The following is a 17530-nucleotide window of genomic DNA, read 5'->3' as shown; positions in this document are numbered from 1 at the left end:
AGTATCATAAAAAAGTGATACCAATCGGTATCTCTTTGAGGTGACCAATGAACACACAAACACAATTTGCATTCAGGGCGCTGGCCGACCCTACCCGCAGAGACATTGTAAGAATGCTGGCATCGGAGGATCTGACGATAGGCCAGTTGACGGACCGGTTCGACATGACCCGAGCTGCCGTCAAGAAACACCTGACCGTTCTGTCCGATGGCGGTCTGATTACGGTCGAGGCTCGCGGGCGAGAGCGCATCAACCGCCTGGAACCCCAAGGCATGGCACCCGTTCTGGACTGGTTCAGCTATTTTGATCAGTTCTGGGATGAGCGCCTGAACAATCTGAAGGAAGCTATTGAAAGGAAAAAGAAATGACCAATGCTGTTTTGCAAAAGACAATCTTCCTGCGTGCCGAACCTGAAACGGTTTGGGCTTATCTGACCGACCCTGACCGCTTGGCAGAGTGGTTTCACAAACCCAAACACCCCCTGACCGAGGGCGGCAAGCTGGAGATGTTTGGAACCACCAGCGGCGATCTGCTGATCTGGGGTGAAGTCAAAAAGGCACACCCTTTCGAATACCTTGAATACACGTTCACCGTGAAGCCGATGGGAGACGCCGTCAGTGTTGTAAAATGGACCCTGGAACCCGTTGCCGGGGGCACGAAGCTTGGCCTGCTGCACGAAGGCCTGCCACAGGGCGCCGAGGCCTTCGGCCTGATCCTGGCGCTGGATAACGGTTGGGATGAACATTTCGGCAAGATGCGCACCGCATTGCACGAAACAGTTGATGCCTGACCCCTTGTGCAAACCCGCTGCAACCCCTACTTAGGCGCGTGGCGGGTTCTGCCCTTCTTGTGACTGGTAGCATTCTGGTGGCCTTAAGCAATTCCGAGGGGGCTGGCTCTGTTCAGGTCCTGGCCTGATTACCCGGCGCCCACCTGTACATACAGGTCCTCGGGAATCACACCGCACGGTTGACTGGTGGTCCCGCCACATTTTCCGCTAAAAAATCAGCGCTCTGCGCCAGTTTCCTGCTTCACCAAGGCGGGTTCAAATTTGTGGACAACCGGGGTTCCCCGGCGTGGCCCCTGCGGCTTTTCCGCCATGCTCATGACGGCATAGGCAAATTGCACCCCGGCAAAAACGATTCCATTCATGAACCAGATCATCAGCAATGCAATCAGGCCAAGTTCCGACCCGGTGATCAGATTGCGCAGATTGGCGACGTTGAAAACCAAAAGCACCGTAACGAAAGCCGCCGAGATGACAAATCCCCAGGCAACCTGAGTGATGTACAACCGTATCAGTTTGGGCATGGCGGGCCTCCTTGCGCTCTGACATTCAGTCTAGCGCTTGTCGGTCGCCGGTAAAGGCGTCAGAACGCCTCGGGCTTGGCCTCACGCGCCATGTGATCCAGAACGGCGTTCACGAATTTCGGCTCCTTGCCTTCCGGGAAAAAGGCCCGTGCTACATCGACGAATTCGGTGATTACCACTTTGGGCGGCGTGTCGCTTTGGGTCAGTTCGGCGCCTGCGGCGCGGAAGGTTGCACGCAAAGTTGGGTCGATGCGCGCGATGGGCCATTTCGCGACCAATGCGCGATCGGTCATCTGGTCGATCGGCGCCTGATAGTTCACGGCATCATCCACGAGCTTTCGAAAAACGCTGATGTCGCCATCCAGCATTTCTTCGCCCTCGTAAACTGCGCCAAACCGGTGATCCAGAAACTCATTAACAACCTGTTCGGTCGTTTGTCCCGACTGCTCCATCTGGAACAACGCCTGCACAGCGTAAAGCCGGGCGGCGGATTTCATCAAGCGTTTCTGGTTGGCCGGTTTCGGCGCGTCTGTCTGGGTCATGCTGTCGTGGGTCCGTTGCTGTCGCCCGCCACAAGGATGGACTCGGACGGCGGCTTGAAGCCGACGCCCTTTTTGGAAGAGCCCCACTTACGGCTGAGCGCGATCAGATGCAAGGCCGCAGCGGCCGCTCCGCCACCTTTATTCATCTTTTCAGGGTTTGCGCGGACTTCTGCCTGATCGTCATTCTCGACAGTCAGGATACCGTTACCGATGCACAAGCCCTGCAAACCCATGAGCTGAATGGCCCGGCTGGAATCGTTGCATACCGTTTCGTAATGCGTGGTCTCACCGCGGATAACACAGCCCAGCGCGACATAGCCGTCATAATTGCACTGACGATCGGCCATGGCGATGGCGGTTGGGATTTCCAGCGCACCGGGCACCTCGACAACCTCGCAAGTGCCACCTGCCGCTTTGATCTCGGCCTTGGCTCCGGCGATCAGGTTGTCGGCAATCGCGCGATAGAAAGGCGCGGCCACGATCAGCAGTTTCACCGGTTCATCGAATGTCGGCGTCGGCAGAACGCCATGTTTGTCTTGTTCAGCCACGATCAGTCATCCTTGAGTATGGAGCGGGTGCCGACGATGGACAGGCCAAACGCATCGAGCCCCAGATAAACGGTTTCCGGCGAGTCCGTCAGCAACACCAGTTGCTGAACGCCCATTTTGGACAGAATCTGAGCGCCCAGACCGGTTTGCTTGATGGTGCGCGGGCCTTCGTCCTCGGCCGCATACAGCGAGTTGCGCGGCTGGCGGAACAGGCACACGACCCCACGCCCTTCCTCGGCGATTTTTTCCATCGCGCGGGGCAGTTCCCGCGACGATTTCGGACCTAGGCCCAGGATGTCCGGCGCTTCGTGCAGGGCGTGGGTTCGGGTCAGGACAGGCTCGGGCGTGGTAACGTCGCCCTTGGTCATGACCACATGTTCAATACCGTGGGTCTGGTCCGTGAACAGGCGCATCTCCCACTCGCCGCCATATTCCGACATCACCATTTCGCGTGAGGTTTCGACCACCAGGTTGTCATTGCGTGACCGGTACGCGATCAGATCGCTGATCGTACCGATCTTCATGTTGTGCTCTTTAGCAAAGGCGACTAGATCAGGCAGGCGTGCCATGGTGCCGTCCGGTTTCATGATCTCGCAGATCACGCCCGAGGGGTTCAGCCCCGCCAGACGCGAAATGTCCACGGCAGCCTCGGTATGACCGGCACGCACCAGCACCCCGCCCCGCTTGGCCCGCAGCGGGAAGATGTGACCGGGAGTGGCGATTTGCGCCATCGTGTTCTGCTCATTGATTGCGGTCGACACAGTTAGTGCGCGGTCAGCTGCGGAAATACCGGTTGATACACCTTCACGCGCCTCGATCGACACGGTGAAGGCGGTTTCATGCCGGGACGAGTTGTTCACCGCCATCATCGGCAGGCCCAGCGCGTCGACCCGTTCGGCGGTCATCGGCAGGCAGATCAGGCCGCGCCCGTGGGTGGCCATGAAATTGATTGCCTCGGCATCCGCGAATTCGGCGGCGATGACCAGATCGCCTTCGTTCTCGCGATCTTCGTGATCGACCAGAATATACATCCGGCCTTTGCGCGCCTCATCGATGATTTCTTCGATCGGACTTATCGCGTCACGCAACTGGGCCTCGACCGGGCCGGGGGTTTCAAAGCTCATGGGGCAGCCTTTCGCAAGAGCACGTATGAGCGGCTGGATAGACCACCATTCGCCCAAAGGCCAGACCACATGCGGCGTCAGCGGACTAGAACGCGGCGTTGTTGGGCCTTAAAGTTCAGGACATTTCCGCCAGCCGCGCAACATATCGGGCCAACGTGTCGATCTCGAGATTGACGCGGTCGCCCATTCGAACATCACCCCAGGTCGTGACCTCCTTGGTGTGCGGGATGAAGTTGATCCCAAAGTCGCAAACTTCCACCGCGTTGACAGTCAGCGAGGTGCCGTTCAGAGCAACCGATCCCTTGGGCGCAATGAACTTGGCCAAATGCTCGGGTGCGCGCAGTGTGACACGGGTGCTGTCGCCCTCGTCTTCAATGCCAACCACCTCAGCGACCCCGTCCACGTGGCCCGAGACGATATGCCCGCCCAGTTCGTCTCCAACCTTCAAGGCGCGTTCAAGGTTGACACGCTTGCCAACCTGCCAGGCGTCGAGGTTGGTTTTTGACACGGTTTCAGCACTGATCTGCACATCGTACCAGTCATCGCCCAGCGCGATAACGGTCAGGCAGACCCCGTCGCTGGCAATCGAAGCGCCAAGATCGATGCTCGCAGTATCATAGCCGGTGCTGATCCGGGCCCGCAGATCGCCTTGCTGTTCCAGCTCGGTGACAGTGCCAACATCGGTGACAATCCCTGTGAACATTCTGTTAACCCTCAGTTCCTAACCTGTGTCTCGCTTCCACAGCCGAGGTAAGCCCAAGCGGCTTCCCGGGCAAGCCCCGGCTTGCCGGGAAATCGCCAAACGGGCATAGTTTTGACAATTAATACGAATACAGCAGTCCCGATGACCCACCTGCCCCATGCCCCGGATCGCCGTGTGTTCCTGTTTCTGCAGGGACCTCATGGCCCGTTTTTCAACGCCCTTGGGCGCATGTTGCGCGCATCCGGCGCCCAGGTCTGGCGTGTCGGCTTCAATGCCGGCGACCACGCGTTCTGGTTCGATCGCACAACCTACATTCCGTTCCTGGACAAGCCAGAGCAGTGGCCGGAAACCCTGACCGGGCTGATCAACGGCCGCGATGTCACAGACATTGTGCTGTATGGCGACACGCGTCCGATCCATGCTCAGGCGGTCGAAATCGCAAGGAAAAGGGGCATCACCGTCCACGTGTTCGAAGAAGGCTATCTGCGCCCCTGGTGGGTCACATATGAACGCACGGGCTCGAACGGAAATTCCCGGCTGATGGACCTGAACGTTGACCAGATGCAGCAGGCCCTGGCCCAGTCGGATACGCAATCACCACCACCGTCCCATTGGGGCGATATGAGGCAACATATCTTTTACGGTGCCCTGTATCACTGGTTTGTACTGTTCCTGAACCGCCGCTATCGCAATTTTAGACCTCATCGGGACTTGCCGGTATCGAAGGAATTTCGATTGTACTTCAAACGTTTGTCCCTGATGCCATTTCACCGCCTACAGCGGATCTGGGCAACGACCCGCGTTCGGCTGGGCGGTCACCCCTATCACATGGTCCTGCTGCAACTGGGTCATGACAGCTCGGTACAGGCGCATTCCGGGTATTCCTGCATGAGCGATTTTCTGGATCAAATTCTCGAAGGTTTCGCAAAGGGCGCGCCAAGACATCATCGGCTGGTGATCAAGGAACATCCGCTGGAAAATCATCGCGAACCATTGCGGCGACGCGTACGTGAACTGTCGGCCCGGTACGGGATTGACGATCGCGTCTACTATGTTCCTGGTGGCAAGCTTGCCGGACTTCTGGATGACGCGAATTCTGCGGTCACGATCAATTCTACCGCCGGCCAGCAAGTGTTATGGCGCGGCATTCCCCTGCGAATTTTCGGCAAGTCCGTCTATGACAAACCCGAATTCGTGTCCGGGCAGGCCCTGACTGCTTTCTTCGCGAACCCGGTCGCCCCTGACAGCGGCGCCTATCGGATCTATCGCCGGTTTCTTCTGGAAACCAGCCAGGTGCCCGGTGGGTTCTATTCACGCCGGGGGCGGCGGCAATTGTTGCGACGGGCTGTCGACATGATGTTGCGGCCGCAAGATCCATATCAGACAGTTCTGTCAGGCAAAGCGGCGCTGACGCCACAGTTGAGAATCGTTCAGTGAATCTGGACGGTTGTTTCTGGAAGTCACACCACATTGCGGGTAGCCTGCGCAGAAAGAAAGACAATTGAGGTATATCGGCAGTGAAGCGCTTTCCAATCCGGTGGATACGGGGGGTAACTCTCGTGGCGGCTTGCGGCTTTCTGGCTGCGTGCCAGCTTCCCAAATCCGGCCCGAACAAATCTGAAATCCTTGCAGGTTCTGTGCAGAATGGCGGGAATGCATTTGTCGTGGAAGTAGATGACCGCGTCGCCAAGGCAACATCTGCCGTGCCCCAATACGGCTTCTCGGCCGCCTTCAGCACTGCCCCGAACCTGACCGCAGACACCGTTCGCCCCGGCGATGTTCTGGGGCTGACAATCTGGGAAAACGTGGATGACGGCTTGTTGGCCAGCGAGACGGGACCGGCCACGACACTCGACGAAGTTCAGGTCGACAGCGAAGGCTTCATCTTTGTTCCCTACGCCGGTCGTTTGCGGGCTGCCGGCAACACACCGGAAGAGTTGCGCACCCTGATCACCAGCAAACTGCAGGACCAGACCCCGGATCCGCAGGTCGAAGTTCGTCGTGCTGCCGGTGACGGCTCGACCGTGTCCCTGACCGGAACCATTGGCGCACCGGGGATCTACGCGATCCAGCGCCCGACCCGCTCATTATCCGGGATGCTGGCGCAGGCCGGAGGCGTCACCGTCTCGTCCGACATTGCACTGGTCACGTTGATCCGTGGCGATCAGCGCGGGACCATCTGGTACGATGATCTGTTCCGCAACCCCAAGCTGGACGTCGCCCTGCGCGGTGGCGACCGCATTCTGGTTGAAGAAGACAGCCGCTCCTATATTGCGCTGGGTGCAACCGGAGGACAATCCCGCGTTGCATTTGACAGTCAGGACCTGTCCGCGCTGGAAGCCCTGGCGCAGGTTGGCGGTCTTCAGTCGCTGTCGTCGGACCCTACCGGCATCTTCGTTCTTCGCAAAGAACGTCAGGATGTGGCGCGCAATGTGATGGGCCGGGCAGATCTGCAAGGGGATCAAAGGTTGATCTATCTGCTTAATCTGACGGCCCCGAACGGCCTGTTCATTGCGCGGGACTTCGTGATCCGTGACGATGACACGATTTACGTGACCGAAGCGCCCTATGCGCAATGGAGTAAGTCTATTTCGTTGATTGCGGGTGGCCTGACCCCGATCGCCAATGTCGCAACACTGACCGGCTACTGATGTATGTTGCCGCAAGAGGACACCGCAGCCGGGGCTGAACGCACCCGGCTGTTTGTCTACAACGGCGGGTTTCTCACATCACGGCGCATCTGGCGGATACTGTCTCTGGCCGGGTTTGATATTCGTCTGGGCCTGCCGAAGCCCGGTGATCTGGTTGGTGTCTGGGGCAACAGCCCAACCGCGCATCGCGGGCTGAAGATCGCGTCGAAGCACCAGACACCGGCATTGCGGGTCGAGGATGCCTTTCTTCGGTCCTTGCACCCGGGGCGCTCAGGCGAACCGCCGTTGGGTTTGCTGCTGGACCGTTCAGGTCTGCACTTCGACCCTGATCAACCGTCGGATCTGGAAACCCTGCTGGCCAGACATCCGCTGGACGACACGGCCCTGCTGGACCGTGCGCGCGGCGCGATGGCGCGAATGCAGGAACTGCACCTGAGCAAGTATTCAGCCTTTGATCCAAACATCCAAGCCCCGGACCCCGGCTATGTTCTGGTTGTCGACCAGACCATGGGCGACGCCGCCGTAACTGCCAGCAAGGGGGACACGGCCCGCTTCCGCGAGATGCTGGTCATCGCGCAAGAGGAAAACCCGGGTGCCGAAATCCTGATAAAGACACATCCGGAAACGCAGTCAGGGCACCGGCCCGGCCACTTTACCGATCAGGACCTGTCTGACAGGGTGCGGTTTTTCAATGATCCGGTCAGCCCATGGACCCTGCTGGAAGGCGCGATTGGGGTTTACACGCTGTCTTCACAATTGGGGTTCGAAGCCATTCTCGCCGGCCACAAGCCCAGGGTGTTCGGGCAACCCTTTTACGCCGGATGGGGGCTCACTCGGGATGAAGCACCTCTTGCAAGACGCCAGAGAAACCTGACCCGCGCGCAATTGTTCGCCGCTGCGATGCTGCTTTATCCAACATGGTACGATCCGTACCGCGACCAGTTGTGCGAGCTTGAGACCCTGTTAAACACGCTTGAGGCGCAGTCACACGCCTGGCGGCAGGATCATGCGGGCTGGACCGCATCGGGCATGCGGCTTTGGAAACGACCACACCTGCAGCGGATGTTCGGCCAACAGCGCAAAATCCGTTTCACTGCCGATCCTCCTGGCGCTTCGCAACGGCCTCATATGGTGTGGGCCAATCAGGCGCGGGATCTGGACGGGGTTACCAGGGTTGAAGACGGGTTTTTGCGATCACGGGGGCTGGGCGCCAATCTTGTGCCTCCGCTGTCACTGGTGACGGACGATCTGGGAATTTACTATGACCCGACGCGCCCCAGCCAACTGGAAAACCTGATCACGGTCCGGGAAAACCTGAGGCCCGATCAGGCGCTCCGGGCCGAGCGGCTGGTTACCCAAATCAATTCGAACAGTCTGAGCAAATACAATACCGGCACCCACCCGCCCGAATTGCCGGTCGGGCACCGCATCCTGATCCCGGGTCAGGTCGAGGACGACGCCTCCATCCTGCTAGGTTGTGGAACCGTGCGCTCGAATTTGGACCTGCTAAGGGCTGCGCGTGAAGCAAACCCGAACGCGATCCTGATTTACAAACCTCATCCAGATGTCGAGGCGGGTCTTCGGGAAGGCGCAATCGAAGCCGAAGGTCTGGCAGATTTCATTGTTCCGCACACAAACCCGGGCATTCTGTTGCCACAGGTACATGAGGTCTGGACCATGACGTCACTCATGGGGTTCGAGGCCCTTTTGCGTGGTGTCCCGGTGACAACGCTCGGCGCGCCGTTCTATGCAGGATGGGGTTTGACGCAGGATCTGGGCACAGTTCCCGCCCGGCGAGGCGCGCGACCCAGTCTGTCGGGCCTGGTTCATGCGGTCCTTATCGACTACCCCCGCTATCTTGATCCGAAAACGGGCCAGCCCTGCCCGGTTGAGGTCGTACTGCAACGACTGGCCGAGGGGTTTGATGCTCCACACGGGCCTTTGAATCGTCTGCTGTCAAAGCTTCAGGGTGCATTCGCAACCCATGCTCACCTGTGGCGCGGGCGCTAGCGCAAGGCCCGCGACCAGCGATGCAAAATATCGCCGCCAACAGCGCGTGTTTCGATCAGGTCGAACCGAGGCGCTTCGTTCAGTTTATCAAGACCCAGCGCCCCAATCGCAGACAGGCCTTCCGCACCGATGGTCAGCCCGGCACTGAACCCGACCAGTTCATCGACCAGATCCGCCGCCAGTAACGACGCGGCCAGAGCGGAACCGCCTTCGCAAAAGATACGTGTCAGGCCGGCATGTCCAAGCTGCTGCAACAGGTCCGCCGGATCAATGTGGTGTTCCTGCAATGCACACGGGATCAGGCGCGCGCCCATGCCCTGCCAGGCATTGGCACGATCCGGATCCGGATGCGGGCCGTGACATATCCAGACAGGAACGTCAGAGGCCGTGCGCGCAAGCTGCCCCATCAGCGGCAGGTCCAGATGGCGCGATACAACGACCCGAACCGGCTGTGAGGCAATGCCCAGATCACGCACTGTCAGGGATGGGTCATCCGCACGCGCGGTGCCTGCGCCGATCAGTACCGCGTCGTGATGCGCCCGCATGGCGTGGACCAGACGCCGCGCTTCGGGTCCAGTAATCCACTGGCTATGACCGCTGGACGTTGCAATCCGCCCGTCAAAACTGCTGGCCAGTTTCAAAGTTACAAATGGGCGACCCTGTTCGGTCTTCAGAAAAAAACCCGCATGGGCCTTGGCCGCATGTTCATCCAGCACGCCGGTTGTCACTTTGATACCGGCCTCACGCAGCATGGCCAGGCCCTGCCCGGCCACACGCGGGTCGCTGTCTTCGATGGCCGAAACGACCCGCGCCACACCGGCGTCAATCAAGGCCTGCGCGCAAGGGGGTGTTTTACCATGATGTGCACAGGGCTCCAGCGAAACATAGGCGGTTGCGCCCCGCGCGGCATCTCCGGCCTGTTTCAGGGCTTCGGTCTCGGCATGAGGGCGCCCGCCCGGCTGCGTCCACCCGCGACCGACGATCCGGCCATCACGCACGATGACACAACCTACGGAAGGGTTGGGCCAACACGTGCCTTGCCCGCGCTGACCCAAGGATAAAGCCAGCGCCATATATCGCTTATCTGTTTCGCTCACTCGTCCGTCGAAGGCTGCGGCGGACGCAGTTCGTGGACAAACTCCTCGAAATCATCGGCCGCCTGGAAATTCTTGTAAACGCTCGCAAAGCGAACATACGCCACCGTATCAATCCGGGCCAGCGCTTCCATGACGATTTCACCAATTTTGTTGGACGGGATATCCGTGTCGCCCATGCTTTCCAGGCGCCGCACGATACCCGAGATCATCTGATCGATCCGGTCCGGATCGATGGGGCGTTTCTGCATCGAGATCCGGATCGAACGCTCCAGTTTATCCCGGTCAAAATCCTCGCGCTTGCCGTTGGTCTTGATCACCACAAGATCGCGCAACTGCACCCGTTCATAGGTGGTAAAGCGTCCGCCACAGGCCGGACAGAACCGCCGCCTGCGGATCGCGACGTGATCCTCTGCCGGGCGTGAATCCTTGACCTGAGTATCGATATTTCCGCAAAACGGGCAGCGCATCCGCCGTCTCCTCGTCCCTTGTTCCGCCTCTTTTTGTAAGCGCTGCGGCTTACTTATCCACAACTATAGGCCAGCCGCTAGGGTTTGGGTAGTCGGAATTTTTCACCGCAATATAAAGGGGTCATGCAAAATGTGCAGCGACCCGACGTTCATGCGGTGCAGTACGGTGTTCGAACAGATAGATCCCCTGCCACGTCCCAAGCACAGGCCGCCCCGCCGCAACAGGTATGGAAAGTGAAACCGGCATAAGGGTCGCTTTGATATGTGCGGGCATGTCGTCAGGGCCTTCGTAGGTGTGCCTCAAATATGCCATCGAAGGATGATCTGACGGAGGCACGAGCCGTTCAAAGAACGCATGTAGATCAGTCTGAACCTCGGGATCCGCGTTTTCCTGAATAAGCAGAGAGCAGGATGTATGCCTGACGAACAGCGTAAGCAAACCGTCGCCCGCAATCGAATTCACCCATCGGCAAACGTCGCCTGTAAATTCATAGAGACCGGCGCCGCGCGTTGAGATGGTGAATTCGATCTGCAAAGCTCTGCTTACCATTACCTAGTTTATGAACTGCCGGCGGTTACACCGTCCATTTGCGCCCTGAACTGACATGCTTTCACCAACCTGAAAGCCAAGCGACACACTGCTTTGCTGAGGTGCGTTTTTCGGTGGTGTCAGGGAAAACTGAACAGCCGTTCGGCGACCTGTCGCCTCGCTTGGGCCATAACCCCGGACAACATACACCCGTTGCTGCCAACCGGCCCCAAGCGTCCGACGCGCGAAATCGGCCGCGGCGCACCAATAACCGTCTACATCCTGGCGTGCTCTTGGGATCACCTCAAAAACCGAATTGTTGACGGCGACCGTCTGAAACCCGTTGGGCGCGGCCCCGGCTGTCATCGGAGCGGAAATCGCCACAGTGGCAAGAACCATTGAAGTCATGACCCGTTTCATCATTTTCGACCTTTCCTGTTTCTGACTGCCGCATAGACTAGTATGCCAGAATCGGCGGAACAGTGGTCCTCACGATCTATTCAGACGCTCAGCCAAAATCTGTGAACCGGTGCCCCCGGACCTGCCCAAGCATATTCCGGCCAAGCCAAAAAACTCAATAAAAAGAAAACGATCTTGTGGGAGCAGCGTGTCGGGGAACCCTTTGAACCGGGGTGGTAGTCCGGCTCTCTGGGCTCTGGCCTCTTCCCCAAAAGGCGCGGACCCGACAGCAATATGTACATAAGAATTGTCAAAACTCGGTCATGTGCACACCAGTCAAATCCTTGTGTGAATTTGCCAATCGCACCGAAAGCCGCCCCTCAGCACTCGGCTTCCGCCACAAAAGTTGGTGCGCGCCGGATCTTTGGTATTAAGATCAGCTTCAGATTTGAGAATGGATTACGCCGAGCCATGGAAGTTGATATTTGCCGCATTCAGCGATTGGCAAAGACGCTGGACGAAGAAACCGGACAAACTGCGCTCACGGATCACGTCCTGCGGCAAAGCGGACTCAGTCGGGCTGGAATTGCCCCGCCGGCAACCACTTACCATGCCAAAAAAGAAGCCCAGTTTGTCCGGTATGCCTGCGATGCGGTCAATGACATCACTTTCGCCGCCCGGGCAGGCATCCGATTTGATGAGTCATCTACTCTTACGGCCTATATCAGTAAATACTCCAGGAACTTGCGCCAAGCCATTGAGAACACGTGTTACTTTCACTGGATGATTGATCCTGCGCTGATTTTCAATCTGCGCCTTTCAGACGACTCGGCAGTGTTTGAAATCGACTGGAAGGACGCCAGTTATTCCCGCTACCACAGACGCACCGAGTTCCTGCTATTTGCGGCCATAGCCCGACTGCGCGCCCTGACCCAGTCAGATTTTCACCCCGTCGAGATGCGCTTTCAGCACGAAATCGGTCAACGCGCGCCGGAATATGAGAAAATAGGAGGGTTTCCAGTAGTTTTCGGCGCCGAACGGATGTGCATCGTCCTGTCGCTGTCCTCGCTTGATCTTCCAATTCCAACTTACGACCCTACGCTGCGCGCCCATCTGCTTGATTATGCCGAGCGTCTGCTGGCCGACCGGCAATCCCAAAGGCAGAAGACACGCGCAAGGGTTGAAGGACTGATCACCCGGTCCCTGCCCGGAAACATTATCCAGGCAGATCAGGCAGCTGCCGATTTGGGTCTTAGCCCTCGCACACTGGCCCGCAGGCTGGCCGATGAAGGGACCAGCTATCGCAACATCGTTGAAGACCTGCGATGTGATCTTGCGCAGACCTTTCTGCGAAACGGGATGAACCTGTCCGAGATTTCTTATTCTCTGGGGTATGCCGATCAGGCCGCGTTTTCGACGGCGTTCAAACGTTGGACCGGCCAGCCTCCGACCACATTTCGCGGCCGCGTCGATCGCCCGCTGAACCGCGTTTGAGCGTAGCCGGGGGTCATCGATGAGACCATCTCGCCCCGGCCCGTCCCATGAGTGGACCAGACGGATATAGAAATCCCGCTGTCCCTCTTCTTGTGAGTTCTCGCCAATTTGACTTTCAGACAGGACAACAAGATGTGAACGCCCCGGGAAAAGAAAAAGGCGCCTCGATCGGGGCGCCTTTGTATTTACTGATCCAGGAAGGACCGCAGTTTTCTTGACCGGCTGGGATGCTTCAGTTTGCGCAGCGCTTTCGCCTCGATCTGTCGGATCCGTTCGCGCGTCACGCTGAACTGCTGGCCAACCTCCTCCAGCGTGTGGTCTGTGTTCATACCGATGCCAAAGCGCATACGCAGAACGCGTTCCTCACGCGGGGTGAGCGAGGCCAGAACCCGTGTGGTCGTTTCCTTGAGGTTTTCCTGAATGGCGCTGTCCAGCGGCAGCACGGCATTCTTGTCCTCGATGAAATCGCCCAACTGGCTGTCTTCCTCGTCGCCGATCGGCGTCTCGAGGCTGATCGGTTCCTTGGCGATCTTCATCACCTTGCGAACCTTTTCCAGCGGCATCTGCAGCTTTTCGGCCAATTCTTCCGGCGTCGGCTCGCGACCGATCTCGTGCAGCATCTGACGACCGGTCCGAACCAGTTTGTTGATCGTTTCGATCATGTGGACCGGAATACGGATGGTGCGCGCCTGATCCGCGATCGAGCGCGTGATCGCCTGACGGATCCACCAGGTCGCATAGGTCGAGAACTTGTAGCCGCGACGGTATTCGAACTTGTCGACCGCCTTCATCAGGCCGATATTCCCTTCCTGAATAAGATCAAGGAATTGCAGGCCACGGTTCGTGTACTTCTTGGCAATCGAGATCACCAGGCGCAGGTTGGCCTCGACCATTTCCTTCTTGGCCTGACGTGCCTCTTTCTCGCCCTTTTGAACCTGCTGAACGATGCGGCGGAATTCGCTGATGTCCAGACCGACATATTGCCCGACCTGAGCCATATCGTTGCGCAGTTCCTCGACCTTGTCGGTCGAGCGTTCGATGAACATCTGCCAGCCCCGGCCCGGCTTTTCAGCCATCTCGGCCAGCCAATTCGGATCCAGTTCGCGACCACGATACTCATCAATAAACTCACGGCGGTTGATACGCGCCTGATCCGCCAGTTTCACCATCGAGCTGTCCAGCGACATGACGCGGCGGTTGATGCCGTAAAGCTGGTCGATCAGCGCATCGATCCGGTTGTTGTGCAGGTGCAGACCATTCACAAGCACAACGATCTCGGCCCGTAACTTCTGGTAGGTCTCTTCATCCTTGGCGGTGAAAGATCCATCTTCATTCAACGTTGCCGAAATACGGCTGTCCTGCATTTCGGACAGCATCGCGAAATCAGACGAAATCCGCTCGAGCGTGGTCAGAACCTGCTCTTTCAGCGCTGTCTCCATCGCAGCCAGCGACATGTTGGCCTGTTCGTCTTCATCGTCGTCGTCGTCGGTGGCAATTGGGTTGCCATCCGCGTCCAGCTCGGGCCCGGTGTCTTTGGCGGGTTTGGCAGCCTGAACCGCTGAAGTGTCCACCACCGGCTCCTCGACATCGCCGTCCTCGTCCATCTGGTTGCCGAACGTGGTTTCCAGATCGATGACGTCGCGCAGCAGAATGTCTTCGGACAAAAGTTCGTCATGCCAGATGGTGATGGCCTGGAAGGTCAACGGGCTTTCACACAGACCGGCAATCATCGTGTTGCGGCCGGCTTCGATCCGCTTGGCGATTGCAATCTCACCTTCCCGGCTCAGCAGCTCGACGCTGCCCATCTCGCGCAGATACATGCGCACGGGGTCGTCGGTGCGATCCAGTTTCTCGGTGGCGGCACCCGACAACGCAACCTCACGGTTGCTTTCCGTTGTGGTCAGTTCGGTCGAGCCCTTGTTCTCTTCTTCTTCGGCCTCTTCATCTTCGATGATGTTGATGCCCATCTCGGACAGCATCGACATAACGTCTTCGATCTGTTCCGAACTGACCTGATCAGGTGGCAGAACCTGATTGAGCTGGTCGTAGGTGATGTAGCCTTTCTCGCGGGCCTCGGCGATCATCTTCTTGACCTGGGCCTGGCTCATGTCCAGCGAGATTTCCTGTTCCTGCTCGTCTGATTTGCGATCTTCGGACGTGTCTTTGGCGGCCATTCAATGCTCCTGCAGGGATGGGTGATTCGTTTGAACCGAATCATTAGCGCGTAGAAGTGATTCGGCCACCCGTTTACCCGTTTTTCTTTTCCAGTGCCTTACGAAAACATCACTTTAGCGGCGTTTCCGTTCGAATTTGATGCCGGACATGATGGCCTCGAACGCGTCTTTCTCGTCGCGGTTGATCCGCGCGCCGTTGTCGGCGATGTCAAAAACGGCCCTGTCCTCATTCTGGCTGCGGCTTGTACGGTTGCGCTCTTCGGCGGCTTGCGCCAGCCGATAGGTCAGCGCCTCATCTGCCAGTTCGGACAGTTCCTCCGCAGCTTCGGCAATCTCGGCATCCAACCCCCGGAGCGCTTTGATTTTTGCGAGTTCCTCGGCCAGCGTCATCTCGGCCTTTTCAACGTCGCCCGGTTTGTGCACGCAGGGGATGACTGCGACATGGCGAAGGGCCAGAAGGTTTTCAAGGGGTTCGGCCCCCAAAGTTCCCACTATGTGATCTTTCAGATTGTCCGGGTCATCAATTGCGTGGCGCAGGATGACCTCGCGCAGCGCCGAGTGGTCTGGATCGTGGCAGTCCATCTCCTCCAACTGGTGTTCGAACTGCACGACAACCTTGGGGTTCAGAATGGCGATGGCCAGAATGACCGCTTCGCGCATCTGGATATCTGCATTCTCGGACGAGGCCAGAAACGAGGCGCGCGCGCCTGGCGAAGCGGGCTGTTTTTGTGGCTTCCATTTGCCACCCGGCTGCCATTGGCGGTTTTGCGGTTGGCGTTGCGGACGGAAAAGCCGCCAGCACAGGTCTTTGACTTCCCGTTCATAATGAGAGCGTATTGATGCATCTCGGATCAACGCCGTCTTGTCCTTCAGAGCACGCTCCAAAGCCGCTCTACGCTCCGGGCTGTCGAAAACCTTACCCTCGGTCTCACGCTGCCACAGCAGCTTGACCATGGGTATGGCGCCTTCCAACACCGCCTGCACAGCCGCAGGTCCTTCGCCACGCAAAAGATCGTCGGGGTCTTTGCCTTGGGGCATCAGTGCAAAGCGCAGGGATTTTCCGGCTTCCAGAAGCGGCAATGCCAGATCGACGGCCCGCATCGCCGCCCGCAGGCCTGCCGCGTCGCCATCTAGCGCAATGAGCGGTTCATCCGAAATGCGCCACAGCAGTTGCAGTTGGTGTTCGGTAATCGCGGTTCCCAGCGGTGCAACCGCCGCCTCAAATCCAGCCTCGGCCAGCGCGATCACATCCATGTAGCCTTCGGCCACGATCAGCGGCTGCCCCTTCCCGGCCGCCTGTCGAGCGGGCCCTTGATTGTAAAGGCTTCGGCCCTTGTCGAACAACTCCGTCTCGGGCGAATTCAAGTACTTGGCGTTGTCATTGGGGTCCATCGCGCGGCCACCAAACGCAATGCAGCGCCCGCGCGGATCACGGATCGGGTACATGATCCGGTTGCGGAATGTGTCATAGGGTTTCTTGCCCTTGTTCGAGGGTTTGGCCAGCCCACCCCCGAGGATCAGATCCTCGGCCACGTTCTTGCCCCGCAGATGATCCCAAAGCGCTTGCCAGCCATCCGGGGCAAAGCCGATTTCCCACCGGTCCAACGCCTGTTCGTTAAGCCCGCGACGCGCCAGATACTCCCGCGCAGCCCCACCTGCCCCGGTCTTGAGTTGCAGGCGAAAGAACTGGGCGGCCTGCTCCATCACATCAGCCAGTTGCGCGCGGCGATCCTGTTTTTCCTGTGCTTTCGGGTCGCGTTGCGGCATGGGCATACCCGCCTCGCGTGCCAGAATCTCGACTGCTTCGATGAACGAGACATTCTCGGTCTCTTTCACAAAACTGATCGCGTCGCCCTTGGCGTGGCATCCGAAGCAGTAGTAGAACCCCTTCTGGTCATCGACATGGAACGACGCCGTCTTTTCATGGTGAAACGGGCATGGCGCCCACATGTCGCCCTTGCCCTGATTGGACTTGCGCTGATCCCACATGACTTTGCGGCCGACGACCTGAGACAGGCTTAGCCGGGTGCGCAATTCATCCAGGAAACCGGGGGGCAATGACATGTGTCGAACCTGCCAGAAATGAAAACGCGCGCCAAGAGGATGGCGCGCTTATCCACAAGGAATATAGCCAGCTGTGGATTATTGCTGAAGACATAGCTCCAGCCAGGCCGCGCCCAGATCCTTTTTGCGAACGTCGCGCATCTTTTGCTCATACACCCAAGGGGTGATCAACGGAATCGCGGCATTGTAGTTTTCGGGCCAGGTCGGGCCGCTGTCAGCGACCGCCTTCGCAACATCGCGCTCCTTGACGCGGTCCAGGCGGGCGTTCTGAATAGCGGCCACCACGTCGGCCTGATACTTGCAGCTTTGTTCTTTGGTCTCAGCCGCGGCCAGAGGCGTTGCCAAAAGAATGGCGGCGATGGCGATGCGCAACATTGATAGTCCCCCGGGATTCGTTTCACTCGCGACAACTTACCT

General features: G+C 58.5%; 18 protein-coding genes. 6 read left to right on the top strand and 12 right to left on the bottom strand.

Features of this window, described 5'->3' with window-relative positions; all coding sequences use genetic code 11:
• Window positions 1-47: 47 nt before the first annotated feature.
• Both ACR0J2_RS00240 and ACR0J2_RS00235 read left to right on the top strand, forming a co-directional pair.
• Complete coding sequence (locus tag ACR0J2_RS00240) at window positions 48-368, top strand: metalloregulator ArsR/SmtB family transcription factor (protein ID WP_170677591.1); 321 nt, start codon at window positions 48-50, stop codon at window positions 366-368.
• On the top strand, window positions 365-790 hold the full coding sequence (locus ACR0J2_RS00235; protein ID WP_480811344.1) for an SRPBCC family protein: 426 nt from the start codon (window positions 365-367) through the stop codon (window positions 788-790). Before ACR0J2_RS00240 ends, ACR0J2_RS00235 begins: the two co-directional genes overlap by 4 nt.
• A 215-nt stretch (window positions 791-1005) precedes the next feature.
• On the opposite strand, the gene ACR0J2_RS00230 is transcribed toward ACR0J2_RS00235, so the two are convergent.
• From ACR0J2_RS00230 to ACR0J2_RS00210, 5 genes are all read right to left on the bottom strand, one after another.
• Complete coding sequence (locus ACR0J2_RS00230) at window positions 1006-1311, bottom strand: hypothetical protein (protein WP_170616590.1); 306 nt, start codon at window positions 1309-1311, stop codon at window positions 1006-1008.
• 59 nt (window positions 1312-1370) lie between these two features.
• On the bottom strand, window positions 1371-1853 hold the full coding sequence (gene nusB / locus ACR0J2_RS00225) for a transcription antitermination factor NusB (protein WP_170616592.1): 483 nt from the start codon (window positions 1851-1853) through the stop codon (window positions 1371-1373).
• Window positions 1850-2401 (bottom strand): 6,7-dimethyl-8-ribityllumazine synthase, encoded by a 552-nt coding sequence (locus ACR0J2_RS00220; RefSeq protein WP_480811343.1) that lies wholly within the window; start codon window positions 2399-2401, stop codon window positions 1850-1852. Before ACR0J2_RS00220 ends, nusB begins: the two co-directional genes overlap by 4 nt.
• Window positions 2402-2403: 2 nt before the next feature.
• Entirely contained in the window at window positions 2404-3525 is a 1122-nt protein-coding gene (gene ribB / locus ACR0J2_RS00215) for a 3,4-dihydroxy-2-butanone-4-phosphate synthase (protein WP_480811342.1), read from the bottom strand.
• A 115-nt stretch (window positions 3526-3640) separates the two neighbouring features.
• The gene (locus tag ACR0J2_RS00210) at window positions 3641-4228 is read right to left on the bottom strand and encodes a riboflavin synthase (protein ID WP_480811341.1); all 588 of its coding nucleotides are present in this window, start codon (window positions 4226-4228) and stop codon (window positions 3641-3643) included.
• Between the two features lie 141 nt (window positions 4229-4369).
• Here ACR0J2_RS00210 and ACR0J2_RS00205 point away from each other — a divergent pair, with 141 nt between their 5' ends.
• From ACR0J2_RS00205 to ACR0J2_RS00195, 3 genes are all read left to right on the top strand, one after another.
• Window positions 4370-5665 (top strand): capsule biosynthesis protein, encoded by a 1296-nt coding sequence (locus ACR0J2_RS00205; RefSeq protein ID WP_480811340.1) that lies wholly within the window; start codon window positions 4370-4372, stop codon window positions 5663-5665.
• Between the two features lie 80 nt (window positions 5666-5745).
• Window positions 5746-6879: a polysaccharide biosynthesis/export family protein gene (locus ACR0J2_RS00200; RefSeq protein ID WP_170616605.1), complete on the top strand. Its 1134-nt coding sequence runs from the start codon at window positions 5746-5748 to the stop codon at window positions 6877-6879.
• A 3-nt stretch (window positions 6880-6882) separates the two neighbouring features.
• A complete protein-coding gene (locus ACR0J2_RS00195) occupies window positions 6883-8889 on the top strand; it encodes a capsular polysaccharide biosynthesis protein (protein WP_480811339.1) in 2007 nt (668 codons plus the stop codon).
• Here the strand turns inward: ACR0J2_RS00195 and ribD are convergent.
• From ribD to ACR0J2_RS00175, 4 genes are all read right to left on the bottom strand, one after another.
• Window positions 8886-9986, bottom strand: a complete 1101-nt coding sequence (ribD, locus tag ACR0J2_RS00190; RefSeq protein WP_480811338.1) for a bifunctional diaminohydroxyphosphoribosylaminopyrimidine deaminase/5-amino-6-(5-phosphoribosylamino)uracil reductase RibD — start codon at window positions 9984-9986, stop codon at window positions 8886-8888. The two genes, ACR0J2_RS00195 and ribD, sit on opposite strands and share 4 nt — an antisense overlap.
• Window positions 9983-10453, bottom strand: coding sequence for a transcriptional regulator NrdR (gene nrdR, locus ACR0J2_RS00185; protein ID WP_039525240.1), 471 nt, complete (start codon window positions 10451-10453; stop codon window positions 9983-9985). Before nrdR ends, ribD begins: the two co-directional genes overlap by 4 nt.
• Window positions 10454-10574: 121 nt before the next feature.
• Entirely contained in the window at window positions 10575-10988 is a 414-nt protein-coding gene (locus ACR0J2_RS00180) for a secondary thiamine-phosphate synthase enzyme YjbQ (protein WP_480812015.1), read from the bottom strand.
• A gap of 18 nt (window positions 10989-11006) precedes the next feature.
• The gene (locus ACR0J2_RS00175; protein ID WP_480441964.1) at window positions 11007-11405 is read right to left on the bottom strand and encodes a hypothetical protein; all 399 of its coding nucleotides are present in this window, start codon (window positions 11403-11405) and stop codon (window positions 11007-11009) included.
• A gap of 447 nt (window positions 11406-11852) precedes the next feature.
• On the opposite strand from ACR0J2_RS00175, the gene ACR0J2_RS00170 reads away from it, so the two are divergent.
• Window positions 11853-12875 (top strand): helix-turn-helix domain-containing protein, encoded by a 1023-nt coding sequence (locus ACR0J2_RS00170; RefSeq protein WP_480811337.1) that lies wholly within the window; start codon window positions 11853-11855, stop codon window positions 12873-12875.
• A 185-nt stretch (window positions 12876-13060) separates the two neighbouring features.
• Here the strand turns inward: ACR0J2_RS00170 and rpoD are convergent, their stop codons facing one another.
• From rpoD to ACR0J2_RS00155, 3 genes are all read right to left on the bottom strand, one after another.
• Window positions 13061-15049, bottom strand: a complete 1989-nt coding sequence (gene rpoD, locus ACR0J2_RS00165; RefSeq protein ID WP_170616614.1) for an RNA polymerase sigma factor RpoD — start codon at window positions 15047-15049, stop codon at window positions 13061-13063.
• Window positions 15050-15163: 114 nt separating this feature from the next.
• A complete protein-coding gene (gene dnaG / locus ACR0J2_RS00160) occupies window positions 15164-17113 on the bottom strand; it encodes a DNA primase (protein ID WP_480811336.1) in 1950 nt (649 codons plus the stop codon).
• Window positions 17114-17191: 78 nt separating this feature from the next.
• Window positions 17192-17488 carry a hypothetical protein gene (locus ACR0J2_RS00155; protein WP_170616618.1) on the bottom strand — a complete coding sequence of 99 codons (297 nt, stop codon included), beginning with the start codon at window positions 17486-17488 and terminating at the stop codon, window positions 17192-17194.
• Between the last annotated feature and the right edge of the window lie 42 nt (window positions 17489-17530).

The organism is Ruegeria sp. CG4 (assembly GCF_056537185.1).
The sequence above is the reverse complement of the archived record's forward strand: the minus strand, read 5'-3'. Positions and strand labels throughout refer to the sequence as shown.